Consider the following 21,042-nt stretch of genomic DNA (forward strand, 5'->3'; position numbering starts at 1 on the left):
ATCATAACAAGTAAATACAGTTTCTAAAGGAGGTCACTGCTTTGTATTTCAAACATATTAACAGGCTGATGATGATTCTTGTGTTTAGTTTAATTATGGCAGCTTGTCAAAAACAGGGCATTATAGATCAGACAAATGATGATACAAACGAAGAAAGTAGGGAAAAGCAAACAGTGAAGGATTCTAATGAAAATGAAAGGAGGTCTAAAGAAATGAAAAACAAAGCGAGCAATTATCTAGATGGAAGTCTACTAAAGGCAGTGAAAGATGGCAATCCAGAACTAGTGCGCTCAATACTGGAATCTGCTGATTACCAAGTTGATGAAAAGAACGGAAAAGGTGAGACTCCCTTGTTAATTGCCGTTCATAACAATTCTGTTAAGATCAGTAAGATGCTTATAGATCACGGGGCAGATATTAATGAACAGGATGATATCTTGGACAGTCCTTATCTATATGCTGGCGCCCTAGGCAGAACCGAAATATTAAAATATATGCTTGAAAAGGCTACCCCAGATGAGACCAAATTTAACCGTTATGGAGGAAATGCTATAATCCCTGCTGCAGAAAAGGGACACTTGGAAAATGTTAAATTGCTTCTTGAGAAAAGTAAGAGTGATGTGAATCACCAAAATGACTTTGGATATACCGCGCTCATTGAAGCAGTAGCTCTAACAGACGGTTCTACAGTATATCAAGACATCGTTCAAGTTTTATTAGATGGTGGAGCAAATCCTAATCTGAAAGATAACAATGGAAAAACTGCACTAGATTATGCACAAGAATTAAACTATACAGAAATGGAGCAGATCTTACTGAAATACAGATAAGCTGTGATTACTTAAGAAAGCTGTCTTTCTCAATTTTGACATCACCGAGATCCTCGATTGTGAACTTGCTGTCATAAGCATCAAACCAGTCGGGGAGGACTCTCTCGTACAAGACTTTTTGAGAAATCTGTTTCAGTTCGGCTTCGCTAATTTTATATTCTTTTAAGTAGGTTTTTATAGCAGAAGGGCTAGAGACTGTAAATTCATCGAGATTTTCATCGTTAATCAGCACGTATTCTCTCAAGCTTTTGTTGGTAAAAGTATACTCATAACAAATGTTAAAGAAGATATTATACGCAAGCTTTTGAGAATAGGTTATGTTTAGTTGCCGATCGTCGAATAAGAACAAGAACCCTAGATGATCTCCTTTTTTAAACACAGGCGTTTTATATACCTCGCTGAACATATTTTCTACATAATTCACGTTATCTCTTGAATTCCGAACAAGATTATCCATGCGGGCAAAGCCAATATGTTTTTGCTTTTTTATTGTCTCAGCTTCAATTTGATACATTTCTTCAAATACGTTTTTGGGTAATAAATTAATATTATTAATAAAAATCCATCCAAGCAAAACGAACAGTAAGCTGAACCTAACCATAAAATCGCGTTTATTTTTCATGAGGACCTCCAAATACAAACAAGCCTTGATTATTTAAGGAAGCTGTCTTTCTCAATTTTGACATTACCCAGATCCTCGACTGAGAACTTGCTGTCATAAGCATCAAACCAGTCAAGAAGGACTCTATTGTATAGCACTTCATGGGCGATTTGTTTCAGTTTAGACTCTTTTATATTGTAACGATTTAAATATCTTCTTATTTCGTTTCGATTTTTAGTATTAAACTCCTCTAGATTTTCATCATAAATTGAAACATATTCATTTAATTTGCGTGATTTTTGGTCATATACGTAACGGATATTTAGAGAAACGTCCATTTTTAAATCTTTGGAATAGGTAATATGAATCCTGTTTTTATCAAATAGAAAAAGAAAACGTATAGCTTCATCTTTTTCTAAAACTGTCTCTTCGTAATCCTCTGCCGCCATATTTCCTAGCATCATTCCGGATTTCCGATTCCAATGCTGAATGTTTTCCATATTAGGAAACCCGTCATCTGTATACTTGTTCATTGTCTTTTGTTCAGCAGTGTACATTTCATCGAATACGTTTTTAGGCACAAAAGCATCGCTAAGAATGATCCGGAACAGCAAGAAGAGTAGGATGAATAAAGTGGCTAATAACATAATGTGTTTTTTGAATCGTGTCCTGGCTGTTCGCGTATTTGTTTCTGCAGAAAAGAAATCAACGTTCATTTGTCTCTACCTCCTTAAGCTGAAATTACTCCTTTTATACTGTATGTCCTTGATCAGCATTTTGTCTTTTTCTAATTACTTCTCTTTATAACAGATTTATATGTTAATAGTTAATACGCTAATAGGTACATATGTTTCTATTTTGTTATATAGTATTTTAAAGTATTAAATAGGGGGGAAATGATGAACGATATAAAAAGGTGTGACTGGGCAAACAAAAATGAGATAGAACAGGAATACCATGATCGAGAATGGGGCATTCCGGTTCATGATGATAGAAAGCTATTTAAGTTGTTAATGTTAGAAGGGAAGCAAGCTGGTCTTAGTTGGGTAACAATCCTGAAGAAAATGGATACACTTTGTGAGGCTTTCGATGATTTTGATCCAGAAATCCTAATTACATATGACGATAAAAAGATAGCATCTCTTTTAGAAAATGAAGGCATCATTCGAAATAAGCTAAAGGTGAATGCTGTTATTAACAACGCCGCTGCGTATTTTAAGCTATGCGAAGAATTTAATTCATTGGATAATTACCTATGGGCTTACGTAGATTATAAAACAATTGTGAATGCATGGCAGCATTCTGAAGAGGTACCTGCTAGTACGCCGTTATCCGATGAAATCAGCAAAGACTTAAAAAAGCGAGGTTTCAAGTTTGTTGGTTCTACAACGATTTATGCATTTATGCAGTCGATTGGAATGGTAAACGATCATTTAACGTCCTGTGCTTTTTATCAGCGGTAGGAGCATAGAAATAACAAGAAGGACCTAACCGAAAGCAACAGTTAGGTCCTTCCTGTTTTCTGGGATTCTTCTTCAAGAGCAGCTACTTAAGAAAGCTGTCTTTCTTAAATTTCACACTACCCAGATCCTCGATTGTGAACTTGCTGTCGTTTGCTTCAAACCAGTCGGGGAGGACTCTTTTGTATAGAACATTATGTGCAGTGGATTTTAGTTCTTTTTCAGTAATCTTGTATGTTTTTAAATAACCTTTTATTTGTTCTATTTCTTTTACTGTGAAAGTCTCTGGCAATTGTTCATCATTAATTGTAATAAACTGGTTTAATTGATTTTCCTCATTCTTATATTGGTAGCGAATCATCAGGAATATATCCTTTTTAAGCTCTTTTGAGTAAGTTATATGAAGTTCCTGGTCATCGTAAAGAAATAAAAAGCTTATCGATTCACCCTCATTTAAAACAGATTTTTTATAATGTTCGTTAATCATATTCCCATCATAGGTTACTAGCTCTCGGGATTTGTTACGTATATTTTCCATGTTGGCAAAGCCAATTTTCTTCTGTTCTTTTATTGTTTTTCTCTCGATGTGATACATTTCATCGAATACATTATTTGGGGAAAGAGCTTTGTAATAGTAGCTTCCAATAATCAAGGACAGTAATAGGGTACACCCAATCATAAATCTTCGTTTATTTCTCATGTGAACCTCCGAATACAAATAAACTGTCATTATTTAAGGAAGCTGTCTTTCTCAATTTTGACATTACCAAGCTTATCGATTGAGAATTTGCTGTCATATGCTTCTAACCAATCGGATAGGACTCTTTTGTACAAAACATCATGAGCAGATTGCATTAGTTCATTTTTATTTATTCTTTATCTATTCAAATAAGTTCTGATTGCTTGCTTATTTTTGACGGTAAAATTAGATAGATTCTCATCATGTATAACAATATAGTTTTTTAAAGTTTTATTTGATACGCAATAATCATAACGTATATGCAGAGAAATATGATCTACTAATCGGATAGCGTAGGTTATATCTGCGGACTTTTTATTAAATAAAAATAAAAAACCTAAACTCTCCCCATCATTGAGGACGTTACTTTTGTACTCTTCAGAAAGGTAGAGTTCTTTATAGTTAGTACGATTCCGATCCCTAGATACAATTTCCTCCATATTGGAAAAACCAATACGTTCCTGTTTTTTACTTGCCTTGATTTCCGAATAATACATTTCATCAAAAATATTCTTGGGAGTATAGGATTTCTTTAGAATTAAAATAGTTGCTACTGTAATGAATAATATGGCTAATAACATAATGTATTGCTGGAGTCTTGTTTTGCTATTTTGCTTTTTTGTCTTTCCAGTTGAGGAATTGATATCTATTGTTTTCACCTCTTTAAGCAACTACTCAATAAACAATACTTTAACAGAAACTGTCAGTGTATACACTGACGAAAAATGAAAAAAGTTGTCGAGTTGAACACAATTCTGTGTTACAATTGGGTCGAACTAATAAGTAAATTGAATAGAGCTGAGCGTATAATTTCAGTAATAGGGTCTGAGAGTCTCTACCGAATCGCCGTAAATGGTTCGACTACGCACAGGAACAGCAGGATAGGTCTATACTTTATCTTGTTTGTTGTTATTGTTGTGCGGCATGCTCTTTGATGAATTCATCAAGGGTGTGTTTTTGTGTTTTTAAGGGGCTTTTTTGGAATTCCTTATAGATACATGGACAACATGAGATACTGAGAATAGGAAGGGAAGATCAATCAGTGAAAAAGTATTTTCAGTTTGAAGAGCTTGGCACAAATTATAAAAGAGAGTTCCTTGCCGGGCTAACAACATTCCTTGCGATGGCGTACATCCTGTTCGTTAATCCGCAGACACTCGGATTAGTAGGAATCGACCTGCCTAAAGGTGTAACGGGCATGGATCCGGGTGCGGTATTTACAGCGACAGCTTTGGCTGCGGCAGTAGGATCTTTATTCATGGGGATTGTAGCGAAATATCCTGTTGTATTGGCACCTGGTGTCGGTCTAAGTGCATTCTTCGCATTTACAGTAGTCCTTGGTTATGGAATTCCTTGGCAGACAGCTTTGTCAGGCGTTCTTGTATCTGGTATTTTCTTTATTTTACTTACGATGACAGGTCTGCGTGAGAAAATCATCAACTCCATTCCTGCGAACTTGAAGCAGGCAGTTGGTGTTGGTATTGGTTTCTTCATCGCCTTTATCGGTTTGAAGAGTGCGGGCATTATTGTTTCCAATCCATCGACATTCGTTGCAGTTGGTGACTTTACGAAACCATCCGTATTGCTTGCAGTTTTCGGTATTGTCATTTCCATCGTCTTCTTGACATTGAAAATTCAAGGCGGTATTTTCTATGGCATGATCCTAACAGCTATTGCCGGTATGGTAACAGGTCTGATTGATCATCCGAAGGGGATCGGTGATATCGTTGGCAGTGTCCCAAGTCTAGCTCCGACTTTTGGACAAGCATTTTTCCATTTTGATGATTTGTTCACTATTCAAATGCTTCTCGTTATCCTGACATTCTTGTTCGTTGATTTCTTTGATACGGCAGGTACGCTTGTTGCAGTTGCTTCACAGGCTGGTCTCATGCGTGACAACAAATTGCCACGCGCAGGCAGAGCTCTCGTAGCAGATTCCAGTGCTACAGTGGCCGGCGCAATCCTTGGAACTTCAACAACAACTTCATATATTGAGTCGACTGCAGGTGTTGCAGCAGGCGGACGTTCCGGTTTTACAGCTGTTGTGGCAGCTGGATTGTTCCTAATTTCTTTGTTCTTCTCCCCATTGCTTAGTGTAATCACACCAGAGGTGACAGCACCAGCACTCGTTATTGTAGGGATTTTAATGTCGACATCACTCGGCAATATCGAGTGGGATCGCTTTGAAGTGGCAGTACCATCATTCTTCACGATTGTAGCTATGCCGCTCACATACAGCATTGCGACAGGGATCGCGATGGGATTTGTCTTCTACCCAATTACAATGATTTTGAAGGGTAAAGCAAAAGAAATCCATCCGATTATGTATATGCTGTTCGTGATCTTTATTCTTTATTTCATATTCTTAAGCTAGTGTGGTCTGAAAAGGGACCTGTACAATTCATGTACGGGTCTCTTTTTGTTTTGCCCATCCTTTGCAGTGGAATACGGATTGCAGAAGGATAAAGGAGGCAGTTCAATGAAAACACATCAGCTTTATATTAATGGAGAGTATACAGATTCGACTGGCAATGAGTGGTTGGAAATTGCGAATCCTGCAACGGAAGAAATCATTGCGAAGGCACCTAGAGGAACGAAGGAGGATGTCGATAAAGCAGTAAAAGCTGCTTTTGATGCTCAACGAGAGTGGGAATTGACGCCTAATATTGATAGAGGCAAAATTGTCCGGAGGCTTGGTGATGTCATTCAGGAGAAGCGGGATACGTTTGTAAAACTGTTACAAGAAGAGCAGGGGAAAAACCATGAACTTGCTCAAGGGGAGGTTCATCTTGCGATAGATTACTTCCATTATATGTCCGAGTGGGCAAGGCGTATTGAAGGGGAAATTGTCCCGAGTGACAGACCGAATGAGAATATCTATATTTACAAGAAGCCGATTGGGGTCGTAGGTGGAATCGTTCCCTGGAACTTCCCGGTATTCATTCTTGCTCGCAAAGTCGCGACTGCACTTGTAGCCGGTTGTACTATCGTGTTGAAACCGAGTCAGAAGACACCGAATACTACAATGGAATTCACCAAAATTATTGATAGTATGGATGACATCCCTAAAGGTGTCTACAATGTCGTGACAGGTACGGGTTCTGAAGTTGGCAATGCACTTGCCGAGCATGAACATATCGGAATCATTTCCATGACCGGTAGCATAGCGGCGGGAACGAAGGTAATGGAAGCTGCTGCGAAAACAATTACGAAAGTAAATCTTGAGCTTGGTGGTAAAGCACCAGCTATTATTACAAAAAATGCTGACCTTGATCTTGCAGCAGAGAATGTGGCTATTTCCCGGCTTGCTAATAATGGACAGGCATGTACAAATGCGGAACGTGTGTATGTGCATGAAGAAGTAGCTGAGCCATTTACAAATAAACTAAAAGAAATTTTTGAAGCGAAGAAAATTGGTGATCCTTCCAAAGATGAAAATGCAGATGTCGGTCCGCTGATCAGTTGCGATCGTTTGGAAAAGGTGGAAGAGGCGGTCAAAAAGGCAGTGGAAGAAGGTGCGGAAATTGTGACAGGTGGTGAAAGAGCCGATTTGCCAAGAGGCTATTTTTACAAGCCGACAATTTTAAAAAATGCACAGCATGGTTCCAGTATTATGAAGGACGAGATATTCGGACCGGTCATTCCAATTTCGACTTTCAAAACACTTGATGAAGCAATTGAGAAAGGGAATGATACAGAGTATGGCCTGTCCTCATCTGTTTACACAGAAGATATAAATGAGGCAATGCGTGTAATCAATGAGTTGAAGTTCGGTGAGACATATGTGAACAGGGAGAATTTCGAAGCAGTTCAAGGTTATCATGCGGGAATGCGCAAGTCAGGTCTTGGAGGCGCAGACGGAAAACATGGACTTGAAGATTTTCTCGTAACACAAGTCGTCTATATGCAATATAAGAATGAAAAGAAATAGTTAATAGAAAAGGCCCCCTCAAGGAACAATTTCCTCAAGGGGGCCTAAAAACTGTTATTCGACAGCTTCTATCTTTTCATCTTCTTCATAGAAAAGGACGGTTTTTTTATCTTTTGTTTTTCTCTTAAATACCCGATTTATATAATCCTGGGTTATATCGCGTACTTCTTTGTTTAAGAGCAATAAAGGTACAATGTTGATAATCGTAATTGCGGCAAGCAAAAGGTCTAAGAATTTCCAGATGAGTTGCAGACCACCGATTGCACCGATAAATATAGCTGCAAGATAGACGAAACGGCTAAATTTGGCAGGGCGTAATCCAAACAGATATTCAACTTGTTTCTCTCCGTAAAAAACAAGTACGAGCACTGTAGTGATCACGAAGAGGAATAGGAAAATGGCGACAAAGACACTTCCATAAAAATCCCCAAACACTGTTGATAACGCATGGTCTACCATACTGGATGATTCTTTGGCATTTACTTTCGTCCAAGCGCCAGTCGTAAGTACGGCAAGCCCAGATAATGAGCAAATGACGATTGTATCAATAAATACGCTTAGGACGCCCCACATCGCTTGTTTTGTTGGATGATCGGTCTGCGCAGCCGCATGTGCAAAAGGTGCGGTTCCCATGCCGGCTTCATTGGAATAAAGCCCGCGTGCAAGACCCCACCTCAATCCTTGTGCGACTGCTGCCCCGGCAAAACCGCCCGTTGCAGAAATTGGTGTAAAGGCATGCGTGAAGATAAGAGCAAATGTCTCTGGAAGTTTATCAAAATGTATAATGATGACAGCAACCGTTGCTGCGATATAAGTAAGAATCATGAAAGGGACAAGCTTATCACTTACTTTACCAATACGTTTAATACCGCCGAGTGCGATGATGCCGACAATGATCACAAGGACGATGCCGAGGATAATTGAGTTCCAGTTAAATGCACTTTTTAGCTGAGTTGTGATGGAGTTGGACTGGACCATGATACTTGCGAAAATCTCTAACATTAGGAAGAAAGAAAATGCCCAAGCAAGCGGTTTCCAGCCAAGACCTTTTTTAATATAATACATCGGGCCGCCAACCCATTCTCCTTCTTTGTTCTTTTCACGATATTTCATACCTAGAATGATTTCTGAGTATTTTGTTGCCATACCAAGAAGTGCAACAATCCACATCCAGAAGAGAGCTCCTGGGCCGCCAAGTGCGATTGCGAGTGCAACACCAACAATATTCGTAGCACCAGCTGTCGTTCCAAGTGTTGAAGCGAATGCTTGAAACGGTGTAATGGTTCCTTTTTTATTATTTTTCTTGAACATCTGTCCGATTGTCATTTTCAAAATGTGAGGGAAGTAATGGAATTGGAAAAACTTTAAACGAAATGTGTAAAGTAGACCGGTGAAGATCAGCAATACGGAAACAATGTAAGTCATGGTAAAATCAGATAAAGACCCAACTGCATTTGTAAATGCATTCATTAAATTTCAGCTCCTGTCGTGGCTTCTCTGTTTCAGTTCCCCGGTAGGCAGGTTGCTTAAACTGAAGTAAGAATATTCAGTACCTAGGGAGTGACTTAATGCGGAATATTATATTTAAAGGAACTATAGCTGGAATAGCTGGTGGACTTATACTTGGTTTCTTCCTAAAGTGGATGGAAGCATTGACCGGCGTGCGCGTTTATACATTGCTGCTAAATGTCGATTATATTCCAATCATCAATTTTAAAGAGACGGGTGACTTTTTACTCCATCTACTTGTATCTGTTCCACTTGCTATTGTGCTGCTATGGATTGTTAGAAAGAAAGGTTGGGAAAAAGGCGTCGTATGTAAAATGGTCGTGGCAAGCATTATAGTCGGTGTTCTTCTTTATCCACTAACATTGCTGTCTGAACGGACACCTTCAATTAGTTCAATACAAGCTATTGTGCTTTGGCTAATTGGCCATGGAATATATGGAATGGTACTCGGACTTTTCTATAAGAACGAAATAGAATAGGAAGTGTTTATATGTATTTGATAGATTGGCATTGTGATGCTTTATCCAAACTCGCTGCTGGAAAGGGTAAACTTGACTTCCGGAACGCTCCAGCTATTGATGCGAATTTGGAAAGATTGAAGAGAGGCGGCGTAAAAGTTCAGTGTTTCGCTGTTTTTATAGATCCGGAAGTACCGGTTGAATTGAAGTATGAAGCAGCTCTTGAGCAGATCAGTTATTTTCATAGAGAGGTTATTGGTAACAACCCAGATGTGAAGCAAATACTGAATTGGAACGACTTTTTTAGCTTACAAGATGGGGAGATTGGTGCCATGCTTACGCTTGAAGGTGCTGATCCAATCGGGAATGATCTTGGCAGGCTGGAAATCTTTTATCAGCTTGGTGTTCGCTCGATTGGTCTGACATGGAATCATGCGAATCTTTGTGCCGATGGAGCGGGTGAGCCGCGAGGGGCTGGTCTCACAGCGTATGGCAGAGATATGATTGAACAAATGAACAGAAGAAAAATGCTGGCAGATGTATCTCATTTGTCAGAACAAGCTTTTTGGGATGTAATGAGTGCAGCTGAATATCCATTTGCAAGCCATTCGAACGCTCGTGCACTTTGCGATCATCCACGTAATTTGAGTGATGATCAGGTTATAGCACTCTTTGAAAAGGGCGGGATGGTTCACGTTGTCTTTTATCCGGAATTCATACAAGGCAGAGAAGAAGCAGAGATAGGAGATTTGATTCGTCATATCGATCATCTCGTCTCGTTAGGTGGTCTTGATAAAATTGGTTTCGGTTCAGATTTTGACGGGATTGATTATCATGTTAACAATCTTGAACATGCTGGAAAATATGAGAATCTGATTAATGAATTGCTAAAGAAGTATTCATATAACGAGGTATTAGGATTTGCCGGTAGGAATTTCTACGATTTTTGTGTGCGTAAAGGGTTGCTTTAGTTAGAACAATTCAGCAAAGTCGCGCTTATTTCGTTATAATAATGGAAGCATTTAGTAACAGGAGGGCATTATGAAAAAGGATATATACGTTGTCGGAGCGGTCATTAAACGGGATGGGAAAATTCTTTGTGCTCAGCGTGGAAGTACAAAAACACTGGCACACAAATGGGAATTCCCTGGTGGGAAAATTGAAACAGGTGAGACTCCAAAAGAAGCCCTTGTACGGGAACTGAGAGAAGAGATGCTCTGTGACATAGAGGTCGGTGAGCAAGTTGATCATACGGTTTATGAATATGATTTTGGAATTGTCCACCTAACTACTTTCTTATGTGAAATTACGAATGGTGAGCCAGAACTTACTGAACATGCAGCAATTAAGTGGCTTCCACCTGAAGAGATCTCCTCACTCGATTGGGCGCCTGCTGATATCCCTGCAATTGAAGTTTTATCACAAATGGCAGGAAGAATTTAATAAAAAAGCTAGAAAACCATCCGATTCGGGTGGTTTTTCTGCTTTTTGTTGATCATGGTAATAATTGTTAGTAGAATTGCCTTAACTTCCTGGAAGAGAGACGGTGATTGAATGGACCAATTCATAGAGAAGCTAAAGGAAAATCTGAATCATGGCTTTATTGATAGGAATCGTTATACTCACGGAAAATATGAGCCGCGTTTGTTAGTTAATAATGAGAAGAAGGGCGAATCTGTTCTTCTCCCTATATTGGAAGAATTGCAGACTTGCCGTAGTTTCTTATTTTCTGTTGCATTTATTACGGAGAGTGGCCTCGCTACGTTAAAAACGCAATTGTTAGAGCTCGCAGAGAAAGGAATTCATGGGCGTATATTAACATCAACTTATTTATCTTTTAACAAGCCCAAAGTATTTAAGGAACTCTTAAAATTAGAAAATGCAGAAGTTAGATTAACAGACTTGGAAGGTTTTCATTCTAAAGGCTATATTTTTGAACAAGATCGTTTCTATACTTTAATTGTAGGTAGTTCAAATTTAAGTGCCCATGCTTTAAAAGTTCATCATGAATGGAATGTGAAACTGACTACTCATGAAAATGGAGATATTGTGCATCATTTTCGCGATCAGTTTGAGGAAGTGTGGTCAGATGCAAAGCCGCTTACCGAAAGTTGGATTCACGCTTATGAAGAGATTTACGAGGAACAGCAGCCTATGCAAGTGCGTGAATTTCCAACAGACTACAATACGGCAAAACGAGCAATTGAAATTGAGCCAAATAAAATGCAAGAAGTTGCTTTGAAAGAAATTGCCGCTGTACGTGAAGCGGGCCACAAGAAAGGGTTAATTATTTCAGCCACTGGAACGGGGAAAACATATCTTTCAGCATTTGACGTAAGGAGCTATAGACCGAAACGTATGCTGTTCATTGTTCATCGCGAACAGATTTTAAATAAAGCAAAGGATGATTATCAAAAAGTACTAGGAGGACCGGACCGTGATTATGGAATTTTATCTGGGTCCAGTAGAGAAACCGATGCCAAGTATGTATTTGCTACGATCCAAACACTTACTAAAGAATCGACGTTAGCACTTTTTAGTAAGGAAGCGTTTGATTATATATTAATCGATGAGGTGCATAAAGCGGGTGCAGCATCTTATCAGCGAGTAATAGATTATTTTACACCGGCATTTTTAATGGGGATGACAGCAACACCTGAGCGAACAGATGATTTTAATATTTATGAGCTTTTTGACTACAACATCGCGTACGAAATTCGTCTGCAAGAAGCATTAGAAGAAGATATGCTGGCACCATTTCATTATTTTGGTGTAACGGATCTTGATTTTGCTGGTGAAACGACTGAGGATGCAACGGTTCTAGCAAGGCTTGTAACAGAGGAAAGAGTAAATCATCTTATTGAAAAGCTTAACTATTACGGTTATGCAGGAGAGACATTACATGGTTTAATGTTCTGCAGCCGCAAAGAGGAAGCAATCCGTCTATCAAAAGCTTTGAATGAAAAGGGACTGCGGACTGCTCCTTTAACTGGAGATCATTCGCAACTAGAACGGGAACAATGTGTAAATCAGCTTGAAAGCGGACTTCTTGATTATATTCTGACTGTAGATATTTTTAATGAAGGTATCGACATTCCATGTGTGAATCAAGTCGTTATGCTGCGACAGACTCAATCCAGTATTATCTTTATCCAACAGTTAGGCCGGGGTTTACGAAAGAATCCAGGAAAAGACTATGTGACGGTTATCGATTTCATTGGCAATTATAAAACAAACTATTTAATTCCAGTTGCTTTGGCTGGAGATAACTCTCAGAATAAGGACAATATTCGCCGGCATACGCAGGACACGAGCTTTATAAAAGGCGTCTCTACCATTAACTTTGAGCCGATTGCGAAGAAACGTATCTTTGAATCAATCAGTTCAAGTAATTTGACAGACCTGCGTATTCTTAGAGAAGCCTATCAAAATTTAAAAAATCGTCTCGGTCTTACCCCACAGCTGATCGACTTCATTGATCAACATTCAATCGATCCACTCGTTATTACGGATAAGTATGGGAACTACTATCAATTCCTATTAAAAGTAGAGAGTGAATTGCCGGCTCTAACTGAGTATGAAGAGCAAGTTTTGACGATGTTATCAACTGAGGTGCTGAATGGAAAGAGGAAACATGAAATTGTTTTATTACAAGTATTATTAAATCAAGGACCGGTGAGTAAGAGAGATTTAGTCGATAAACTTGAGGAAGTGAATTGCCGTACCGATGAAGGTACGATTAAATCAATGGAGCGTGTACTAGATTTGACATTCTTTAAACAGTCAGATCAGAAGAAGTACGGAAACTTGCCGATTGTTACTTTTAACCAGGATACCTATACATGGAACGAGCGATTGCAAGAAAGGCTTTATGAAAACCCATATTTCTATAAACACGTTCAAGATTTGATTGATACTGCTGAGAGAAAAAGTGGTAAATACAACTGTAGTCAAGAGTTGTCTTTGCATGAAAAGTATTCTCGTAAAGATGTCTGCAAGCTATTGAATTGGGAGCAGGATGAGAGTTCTACAATGTATGGTTATAAGCCGAAACATGGAACATGTCCAATTTTCATTACGTATCATAAACATGAAGATACTGAGTCTAGCATTAACTATGAAGATGAGCTTCTGTCACCATCTACTCTTAAGTGGTTTACGAGGAGTAATCGGACTATTAATTCAGGAGAAGTACAAAAGATCATTCATGCTGAACAAGAAGGATATGATATTCATATTTTCGTGAAAAAAGACGATGATGAAGGCCGAGATTTCTATTACTTGGGAAGGGCTCTTCCGGATAGTCAAAGTGTTAAGCAAGAAGAGATGAACGATAAAAAGGGGAAACAGCTTCCTGTTGTTACGATGAATATGATGATGGAAAAACCTGTAGAGCACAAATTGTATCATTATTTAATTGAAGCGTAAAAGGAGGGGGCGAGCAATGCCCTCTTCTTTTGATGTGGATTTTTATATTCACTTTTAAACTTATATATAAAATTGACTTCTCTTCCTTATGTTAGACTATATAAAAAAGAGGGGGAGTGTAGCGAATGGATGAACCATATGTACATGAACTTTTTTCCGGGAAGGTAAGGAAACTGGGTGATGATCAGGCGGAAAATCCAATGGAACGTTCCTGGGAAACGGGAATGTTTAAAGAGACAGTTGAAGGAAAACATTATCTGACGTTCACTGGATTAAGCGGGGATGAAGTAGCGGATACGAAAAATCATGGTGGTCCAGATAAAGCCATCTTCGCATATCCAATCGGTCATTATACATATTTTTCCAATAACGAAAATCTTAAAATGCCAGTCGGCGGAATGGGAGAGAATCTCGCCGTATTGGAAATGGATGAACTTACCGTATGTATTGGAGACAAATATAAATTTGGAGAAGCGATTATCGAGGTTTCTCAGCCGCGGCAGCCTTGCTGGAAGCCAGCGAGAAGGTTTAAGAGAAAGGAACTCGCTTTAAAAATCCAGGAAAGCGGGAAAACGGGATGGTACTTTCGTGTGCTGAAGGAAGGAAATGTTCATTCTAAAGTAGACCTTCATCTTATTGAAAGGCCATATCCCCAATGGTCAATTGCGGCATGTAATGATATGATGCATCGGCAGAAAGACAATCTTGTATTAATCGATGAACTTGCCTCTTGCCCGCCGCTTGCTGATAGCTGGAAAAAAACACTGAACAAGCTGCTTCTCGGGAAGAGCTCATCAATCGCTCCGAGAGTTTATGGTCCAAATGCATAGAAGAAACCCGCCGGAAGTACTCCGAACGGGTTTTATTACATGATTATTTTGTCCAGTGTTCATCAATGAATTCATCACGGCCTGATTTGGCACGGTCGGCTGAATAATGTTCTGGTTTCTTTCTATAGTAATCTTGATGTTCCGTTTCAGCTGGATAAAATTCGCTAGCCGGCAAAATTTCCGTAACGATCGGCTTTTTGAATTTACCCGAATTGGCGAGCTGCTCACGAGACTCCAAGGCTGCTGCTTGTTGGGCATTGGAATGGTAGAAGACTGCAGTTCGATACTGAGGTCCTCGGTCGTGGAACTGGCCATCCGGATCGGTTGGATCGACCTGTTGCCAATATAATTTCAAGATGAGGTTGTAGTCAATTTTTCGATTATCATATGTAATCTGAACAGCTTCATAATGTCCGGTTGTTCCTGTTTTAACCTGTTCATATGTTGGATTGTCTATATGGCCGCCTGTATAGCCGGAGATGACACTTTGGACACCATCCCATTGATCGAAAGGCTTAACCATGCACCAGAAGCAGCCACCTGCAAAAGTTGCCTTTTCAATATATTGGTTATTCATTGTTTGTCCTCCCAAGATATATAATATTGTATGATGAAGCCATATCCTTTTCTATTTCGTGCAGAATGAATGGGATTATATTCTATCTGAATAGGGAATGGAAAACCTATGGCATTATTCAATCTGCAGCTATCTTACCATGTTTTTGCCTAAAATCATTAATGAATAAGCTGCTGCAAGGAGGAAAAGCAATGCTGCAAAATGTCTACACAGTCGTGCTGATCATCTTTTTTGTTAATATCATATACGTAACGCTTTCTACAGTACGGATGATATTGACATTAAAAGGAAGAAGGTACATAGCGGCTGGAGTAAGTCTTGTTGAAATTAGTGTATACGTTGTCGGGCTTAGCCTCGTTCTGGACAACTTAAATGCAATCCAGAATGTTGTCGCTTATGCACTTGGATTCGGAATTGGTGTAATTGTCGGTACCAAAATTGAAGAAAAAATGGCACTTGGTTATATTACGGTAAATGTCATATCTTCAGATCCAGATCTTGATTTCTCAGGTCGTCTGCGTGCGAAAGGCTACGGAGTAACAAGTTGGCTAGCAGATGGAAGGGACGGTCACCGTCTTGCTCTGCAGATTCTCACGCCGCGCAAATATGAGTTGAAATTGTATGAGGATATCAAAGAAATAGATCCGAAAGCTTTTATTATTGCTTATGAACCGAAACAGATTTTTGGAGGTTTCTGGGTGAAACAGGTGAGGAGAGGACGTCTTTTCAACCATCATCGTAAAGCTGCTGCACAGGAAAAAGGTACAGATACTTTCGTCCCTGCAAAAGCTGAAACGATGGCAGAACCAGCACCTCATCCAGCTGATGACTTTACAAGTCCATTGAGCGAACATCAGGAAACAAATAAAGATAAATCAAAACAGCCACTTGAAGCAAGAACGAATGAACGGGCAGATGGAGCAAGAGAAACAGATTCTTCAAAATTGCCGCCCCGTGTCCGTGTACAAACAGAACAAAACCAAGAGAGAGAAGTACGTGATGACCATAAACCGGAATCGGGACATTCCCCAGGGCCAGGTTCTTCGATGAAAGAACGTGAACATCCTAAATCACCAGAATAAGTTTCTCTGAAGCACCTCGATTTTCGAGGTGCTTCTTTTTTAGGTTAGTGGGCGTTTTATAGAGCAGATGGAATAATTGGAGTCACTGTCTATCACGTTCACGAAATGAGTCGTTTAATGGCTTTAATAGGAGAATGATGAGAGTAGCTAAGGTTAAAGGCTAAGTCATCGATATCATGACTATGGAATCAAAAATCATAAATATATGGATTTACAATTGGGTAATTAACCGAAAACCGAACATTAAATATAAAATCAATAATAAAGTTCGAAATTTGTTGACATGCTTTGACGAAATTTGTTATGCTCTTATCAAGAAAAGCATTCCTCGTATAATCTTCTGAATATGGCAGAAGAGTTTCTACCCAATACCTTAAATATTGGCCTATGAGGAGATGGAGGTACGGTTCGCCGTTCCTTTGCCGGAAAGAGATTTAGCCCTAATAAGGCTACCTTTAATTTCGGTACACAGATTCGGAATCCCGAGCCTGTTCATCTTCTCTTTGCAGTTGATGAACAGGCTTTTTGTTTTATCGTTTTGCCATATTGAAAAAATGGGAAAAGCGGATATTAAAGAGAATGAATAATTTTAGCTGATAGAGATGGAAGGCGGGATGATTTTGGCAGTTGTAGGCGTCATTATGGGAAGCATTTCAGATTGGGAAACGATGCAGCATGCATGCACAGTGCTGGATGAACTTGAGATTACTTATGAGAAGGATGTTATCAGTGCTCATCGGACACCTGATGATATGTTCAAATATGCGAAGTCAGCACGCGAACGCGGCTTGAAAGTGATTATTGCTGGAGCAGGTGGCGCGGCACATCTTCCTGGGATGACAGCCTCCCAGACGACATTGCCGGTCATCGGTGTTCCAGTCCAATCGAAAGCACTTAATGGCCTTGATTCACTTCTGTCAATCGTTCAAATGCCAGGCGGTGTGCCGACAGCAACGGTAGCAATCGGTAAGGCAGGAGCCACGAATGCAGGTTTGCTTGCAGCCCAAATCCTCGGTACTTCAGATGACTCAATTGCAGAGAAACTGCAAAAATATCAATCAGGCTTGAAAGATAAAGTTGCAGAAATGAGGGATGATCTTGCAAACAGATAAACAGAAACTCACCATATTGCCACCTCAGACAATTGGAATTATCGGTGGGGGCCAGTTGGGAAGAATGATGGCCCTAGCTGCTCGTCATATGGGATATGGCATTGCTGTACTTGATCCGACTCCGAACTGTCCGACAGCACAAGTTGCGGACATTCATATAGAAGCTGCTTATGATGACATGGACGGGATTCGCAAGCTTACGGAAGTGAGTGACGTCATTACATACGAATTCGAGAATGTTGACCTCGAAGCAGCGGCCTACATTGAAGCGCAGGGCAAACTTCCTCAAGGGGCGCGCGCGCTTGAAGTGACTCAGAATCGTAAGCGAGAAAAGGAATTGATCCGAGATCTCGGCCTTCCTGTTCCCGAGTTCGCGATTGTTGAAAGTGCTGAAGAGGCAAAAGAGGCACTCTCAACATTCGTACTTCCAGCAGTCATCAAGACTTGTCGCGGAGGGTATGACGGCAAAGGTCAAGTGAAAATTGAATCAGCTCAGGACTTTGCTGAAGCAATTGAGCTTGCTGATAAGCAGTCACCATGCATCATTGAGCAGTGGATTCCTTTTGAACGTGAAATCTCTGCCGTATTTACGAGATCACAAGATGGTGACATTGAATTTTTCCCGATTGCGGAGAATGACCATCGCGACCACATCCTATATAAAACGACAGTTCCAGCTAATGTGAGTGGACAAGTTATTGAACGTGCAAAAGCAGCAGCAGGTCTTCTTGCTGACGAGATGGATATCGTCGGGACATTTACTGTTGAGATGTTTGTGAGAGGCGAAGACATCTTCTTGAATGAGATGGCTCCGCGACCGCATAATTCAGGTCACTACACAATAGAAGCTTGCAATATATCACAATTTGCACAGCATGTTCGCGCTATCTGTGGATTACCGCTCATGCCGGTTCGACTTCTTGGTGACACTGTCATGATTAACGTTCTCGGAGAAGACTTGCCAGGTGTACTTCGGGCGATGCCGCTTTCTGAAGATGCTTTTGTCCATCTTTATGGAAAAGCGGAACCGAAAGATAAACGAAAAATGGGCCATGTCACGTTCCTGGCTGAAACAAAAGAACAGCTGGAACGCATGATCAATGATTACGAGAAAGCAACACAAAATTAATTAATAAAAAGTTTTGAGCGGATGATGTGCCAATGCACGGACGCTTGCAGCAGAGGCGGAAAAACGCCATTAAACATACAAAATCCATTCTTTTTCACTTAAAAGGAGAGCTAACGATGACGAAAAATAATCAAATCCAGCCGGAACAGATTGAGCAGGACAAGATTTATGCGGAAATGGGTCTATCTGACAAGGAGTACAACCTGATTAAAGATACGCTCAAGCGTCATCCGAACTTTGTTGAAACAGGACTCTTCTCAGCAATGTGGTCAGAGCACTGCAGCTATAAGACTTCCAAGCCACTACTTAGAAAATTCCCAACGAAAGCACCTCAAGTTCTTCAAGGACCTGGTGAAGGTGCAGGTGTTGTTGATATCGGTGATAACCAGGCAGTGGTGTTCAAAATCGAATCTCATAACTCACCATCAGCTGTTGAACCATTTGAAGGTGCGGCAACTGGTGTTGGCGGAATCATCCGTGACGTCTTCTCAATGGGTGCGAAGCCGATTGCTTCTATGAACTCACTTCGTTTCGGAAACTTGGATAATGCTAAGGACAAGGAACTCTTCTCAGAAGCAATCCGCGGTATTGCATACTATGGCAACGCGATTGGTGTTCCAACTGTCGGCGGTGAAGTTGGCTTTGACGCTTGCTATCATGAGAAGCCACTTGTCAATGCAATGGTTGTTGGACTTCTAGATCATGATGGATTGCAAAAGGGTCTTGCTGACGGACCAGGCAACAGTGTTCTTTATGTAGGTGCGCCAACAGGCCGCGATGGTATCGGTGGTGCTGCATTCTCCTCCAGTGAAGTTGATACGGAAGAGGACAACACATCTGCAGTTGCAATCGGTGATCCTGAAGTTGAGAAGCGCTTGATCGAAGCTTGCCTTGAAGTGTGCAAGAACGATGCTCTTGTCGGTATGCAGGACATGGGTGCGGCTGGTCTGACATCTTCTTCAAGTGAAATGGCTTCTAAGTCCGGTACAGGGATTGAAATGAACATGGATCTAGTGCCGACTCGCGAAGAGAATATGGATGCGTATGAATTGATGCTTTCAGAATCTCAAGAAAGAATGCTGCTCGTCGTCAAAAAGGATCGTGAACAAGAAATTATCGACATTTTCAAGAAACACGATATTCCAGCAGTCGTTATTGGTAAAGTCATCGAGGAGAAAGTACTTCGTCTGATCGAAAAAGGTGAAGTTGTATGTGACCTTCCTGTTGATGCACTTGCTGAAGACGTGCCGACAAACCACTTGCCATCAAAAGAGGCGGAATATTTCAAAGAGTTCCAGAAACATCCAGTCGCTATTCCGGAAGTGAAAGATCAGGCAGAAGCTTTGAAACAGTTGCTTCAACAGCCGACAATCGCTAGCAAAGAGTGGGCATATAGCCAGTTCGATGCTCCTGCAGATGACAGTGTCGTATTCGGCCCTGGTTCAGATGCGGCAGTTGTGAAGATCGAAGGCAAGGACAAAGCAATCGCGATCACTACAGACTGTAATGCACGTTACATCTACCTCGATCCGAACATGGGCGGTAAGATCGCAGTAGCTGAAGCAGCACGTAATATCGTTGCTACTGGAGCAAAACCAATTGCGCTTACAGATGGTTTGAACTACGGTGATCCAACAAATCCGGAAGTATTCTGGCAGCTTGAAGAGAGCATCAATGGTCTCTCAGAAGCTTGTGAAGTGCTCGAAACACCTGTTATTAGCGGTAACGTATCACTTTACAACCAGTCTAACGGCAAGCCAATCTTCCCGACTCCGATTATCGGTATGGTAGGTCTCTTCGAATCTCTTGATCATGTAACACCGAGCCACTTCCAGGAAGCTGGCGATGCAATCTATGTAATTGGTGAAACAAAAGCAGAATTCGGCGGATCTGAACTTCAGAAAATTGTTGATGGTGATTACAGTGGAAAAGCTCCGCACATCGATTTGCATAAAGAAGCAAAGCGTCAAGAACAGCTTCTTGAAGCAATCAAAAAAGGCCTTATCGAATCAGCACATGATCTTTCAGAAGGTGGTCTTGGTGTAGCACTTGCCGAAAGCACATTCGGAGGCAAAGGCCTTGGAGCTTCATGTGAACTTGCTGGTGATGCGACAACAGTTCTATTCAGTGAATCTCAGTCACGTTTCCTTGTGACAGTGAAACTTGAGAACAAAGCAGAATTCGAAAAGCTTGTTGAAGCAGCACAGGAAATCGGAACAGTAGACGAAAAGCCGGAACTTAAAGTAACAATCGACGGCAAACTTGTGATTGAGGAAGATGTTCAGCAACTCAATAAGCTTTGGAAGGAAGCAATTCCAAGCGTATTGAAATCCTAAGCAAAAATGAGGAATGCACT

General features: G+C 40.4%; 17 protein-coding genes, 2 pseudogenes and 2 riboswitches. Of the genes and pseudogenes, 13 read left to right on the plus strand and 6 right to left on the minus strand.

Annotated features, from left to right (window positions below):
• Positions 1–41: 41 nt before the first annotated feature.
• Positions 42–830, plus strand: coding sequence for an ankyrin repeat domain-containing protein (locus tag QR721_RS03350; RefSeq protein WP_348029067.1), 789 nt, complete (start codon positions 42–44; stop codon positions 828–830).
• A 7-nt stretch (positions 831–837) separates the two neighbouring features.
• Here the strand turns inward: QR721_RS03350 and QR721_RS03355 are convergent, their stop codons facing one another.
• Positions 838–1,452 (minus strand): TipC family immunity protein, encoded by a 615-nt coding sequence (locus QR721_RS03355; RefSeq protein ID WP_348029068.1) that lies wholly within the window; start codon positions 1,450–1,452, stop codon positions 838–840.
• A gap of 29 nt (positions 1,453–1,481) precedes the next feature.
• The gene (locus tag QR721_RS03360) at positions 1,482–2,147 is read right to left on the minus strand and encodes a TipC family immunity protein (RefSeq protein WP_348029069.1); all 666 of its coding nucleotides are present in this window, start codon (positions 2,145–2,147) and stop codon (positions 1,482–1,484) included.
• Positions 2,148–2,339: 192 nt separating this feature from the next.
• On the opposite strand from QR721_RS03360, the gene QR721_RS03365 reads away from it, so the two are divergent.
• Positions 2,340–2,894, plus strand: coding sequence for a DNA-3-methyladenine glycosylase I (locus QR721_RS03365; protein ID WP_348029771.1), 555 nt, complete (start codon positions 2,340–2,342; stop codon positions 2,892–2,894).
• Between the two features lie 82 nt (positions 2,895–2,976).
• Here the strand turns inward: QR721_RS03365 and QR721_RS03370 are convergent, their stop codons facing one another.
• Both QR721_RS03370 and QR721_RS03375 read right to left on the minus strand, forming a co-directional pair.
• Positions 2,977–3,591, minus strand: a complete 615-nt coding sequence (locus QR721_RS03370; RefSeq protein ID WP_348029070.1) for a TipC family immunity protein — start codon at positions 3,589–3,591, stop codon at positions 2,977–2,979.
• 29 nt (positions 3,592–3,620) lie between these two features.
• Positions 3,621–4,211, minus strand: a pseudogene (locus QR721_RS03375) (TipC family immunity protein).
• Between the two features lie 201 nt (positions 4,212–4,412).
• Positions 4,413–4,514, plus strand: a riboswitch (purine riboswitch).
• 158 nt (positions 4,515–4,672) lie between these two features.
• Between QR721_RS03375 and QR721_RS03380 the strand changes: the two are divergent.
• Positions 4,673–6,004, plus strand: a complete 1,332-nt coding sequence (locus QR721_RS03380; protein ID WP_348029071.1) for an NCS2 family permease — start codon at positions 4,673–4,675, stop codon at positions 6,002–6,004.
• A gap of 105 nt (positions 6,005–6,109) precedes the next feature.
• Positions 6,110–7,561: an aldehyde dehydrogenase gene (aldA, locus tag QR721_RS03385; RefSeq protein WP_348029072.1), complete on the plus strand. Its 1,452-nt coding sequence runs from the start codon at positions 6,110–6,112 to the stop codon at positions 7,559–7,561.
• A 54-nt stretch (positions 7,562–7,615) separates the two neighbouring features.
• Here the strand turns inward: aldA and QR721_RS03390 are convergent, their stop codons facing one another.
• Complete coding sequence (locus QR721_RS03390; protein ID WP_348029073.1) at positions 7,616–9,031, minus strand: alanine/glycine:cation symporter family protein; 1,416 nt, start codon at positions 9,029–9,031, stop codon at positions 7,616–7,618.
• A gap of 98 nt (positions 9,032–9,129) precedes the next feature.
• Between QR721_RS03390 and QR721_RS03395 the strand changes: the two genes are divergently transcribed.
• The 5 genes from QR721_RS03395 to QR721_RS03415 all read left to right on the plus strand — a co-directional run bounded on the left by QR721_RS03395 (position 9,130) and on the right by QR721_RS03415 (position 14,786).
• Positions 9,130–9,549 (plus strand): hypothetical protein, encoded by a 420-nt coding sequence (locus QR721_RS03395; protein WP_348029074.1) that lies wholly within the window; start codon positions 9,130–9,132, stop codon positions 9,547–9,549.
• Positions 9,550–9,560: 11 nt separating this feature from the next.
• Entirely contained in the window at positions 9,561–10,499 is a 939-nt protein-coding gene (locus QR721_RS03400; RefSeq protein WP_348029075.1) for a dipeptidase, read from the plus strand.
• A gap of 70 nt (positions 10,500–10,569) precedes the next feature.
• Complete coding sequence (locus QR721_RS03405; protein WP_348029076.1) at positions 10,570–10,971, plus strand: (deoxy)nucleoside triphosphate pyrophosphohydrolase; 402 nt, start codon at positions 10,570–10,572, stop codon at positions 10,969–10,971.
• A 111-nt stretch (positions 10,972–11,082) separates the two neighbouring features.
• A complete protein-coding gene (locus QR721_RS03410) occupies positions 11,083–13,956 on the plus strand; it encodes a DEAD/DEAH box helicase (RefSeq protein WP_348029077.1) in 2,874 nt (957 codons plus the stop codon).
• 125 nt (positions 13,957–14,081) lie between these two features.
• Positions 14,082–14,786, plus strand: a complete 705-nt coding sequence (locus QR721_RS03415) for an MOSC domain-containing protein (RefSeq protein ID WP_348029078.1) — start codon at positions 14,082–14,084, stop codon at positions 14,784–14,786.
• Between the two features lie 43 nt (positions 14,787–14,829).
• On the opposite strand, the gene msrA is transcribed toward QR721_RS03415, so the two are convergent.
• Positions 14,830–15,363 (minus strand): peptide-methionine (S)-S-oxide reductase MsrA, encoded by a 534-nt coding sequence (msrA, locus tag QR721_RS03420; RefSeq protein ID WP_348029079.1) that lies wholly within the window; start codon positions 15,361–15,363, stop codon positions 14,830–14,832.
• A 191-nt stretch (positions 15,364–15,554) separates the two neighbouring features.
• Here msrA and QR721_RS03425 point away from each other — a divergent pair.
• From QR721_RS03425 to purL, 4 genes and pseudogenes are all read left to right on the plus strand, one after another.
• A pseudogene (locus QR721_RS03425) lies at positions 15,555–16,106 on the plus strand (DUF2179 domain-containing protein); the annotation flags it as partial.
• A 647-nt stretch (positions 16,107–16,753) separates the two neighbouring features.
• A riboswitch (purine riboswitch) is annotated at positions 16,754–16,853 on the plus strand.
• A gap of 212 nt (positions 16,854–17,065) precedes the next feature.
• Positions 17,066–17,557 carry a 5-(carboxyamino)imidazole ribonucleotide mutase gene (gene purE, locus QR721_RS03430; protein ID WP_348029772.1) on the plus strand — a complete coding sequence of 164 codons (492 nt, stop codon included), beginning with the start codon at positions 17,066–17,068 and terminating at the stop codon, positions 17,555–17,557.
• A complete protein-coding gene (purK, locus tag QR721_RS03435; protein WP_348029080.1) occupies positions 17,544–18,686 on the plus strand; it encodes a 5-(carboxyamino)imidazole ribonucleotide synthase in 1,143 nt (380 codons plus the stop codon). Before purE ends, purK begins: the two co-directional genes overlap by 14 nt.
• Positions 18,687–18,802: 116 nt before the next feature.
• Complete coding sequence (purL, locus tag QR721_RS03440) at positions 18,803–21,022, plus strand: phosphoribosylformylglycinamidine synthase subunit PurL (RefSeq protein WP_348029081.1); 2,220 nt, start codon at positions 18,803–18,805, stop codon at positions 21,020–21,022.
• Positions 21,023–21,042 lie beyond the last annotated feature (20 nt).

Source organism: Aciduricibacillus chroicocephali (genome assembly GCF_030762805.1).
In the GTDB taxonomy this organism is placed as follows: Bacteria; Bacillota; Bacilli; order Bacillales; family Amphibacillaceae; genus Aciduricibacillus; species Aciduricibacillus chroicocephali.

Excerpts from the sequence above, each read along its gene's own strand:
- QR721_RS03355 (WP_348029068.1), bottom strand. The coding sequence starts at position 1,452 with ATGAAAAATAAACGCGATTTTATGGTTAGGTTCAGCTTACTGTTCGTT.
- QR721_RS03360 (WP_348029069.1), bottom strand. The coding sequence starts at position 2,147 with ATGAACGTTGATTTCTTTTCTGCAGAAACAAATACGCGAACAGCCAGG.
- QR721_RS03370 (WP_348029070.1), bottom strand. The coding sequence starts at position 3,591 with ATGAGAAATAAACGAAGATTTATGATTGGGTGTACCCTATTACTGTCC.
- aldA (WP_348029072.1), top strand. The coding sequence starts at position 6,110 with ATGAAAACACATCAGCTTTATATTAATGGAGAGTATACAGATTCGACT.
- QR721_RS03390 (WP_348029073.1), bottom strand. The coding sequence starts at position 9,031 with ATGAATGCATTTACAAATGCAGTTGGGTCTTTATCTGATTTTACCATG.
- QR721_RS03395 (WP_348029074.1), top strand. The coding sequence starts at position 9,130 with ATGCGGAATATTATATTTAAAGGAACTATAGCTGGAATAGCTGGTGGA.
- QR721_RS03400 (WP_348029075.1), top strand. The coding sequence starts at position 9,561 with ATGTATTTGATAGATTGGCATTGTGATGCTTTATCCAAACTCGCTGCT.
- QR721_RS03405 (WP_348029076.1), top strand. The coding sequence starts at position 10,570 with ATGAAAAAGGATATATACGTTGTCGGAGCGGTCATTAAACGGGATGGG.
- QR721_RS03410 (WP_348029077.1), top strand. The coding sequence starts at position 11,083 with ATGGACCAATTCATAGAGAAGCTAAAGGAAAATCTGAATCATGGCTTT.
- QR721_RS03415 (WP_348029078.1), top strand. The coding sequence starts at position 14,082 with ATGGATGAACCATATGTACATGAACTTTTTTCCGGGAAGGTAAGGAAA.
- msrA (WP_348029079.1), bottom strand. The coding sequence starts at position 15,363 with ATGAATAACCAATATATTGAAAAGGCAACTTTTGCAGGTGGCTGCTTC.
- purL (WP_348029081.1), top strand. The coding sequence starts at position 18,803 with ATGACGAAAAATAATCAAATCCAGCCGGAACAGATTGAGCAGGACAAG.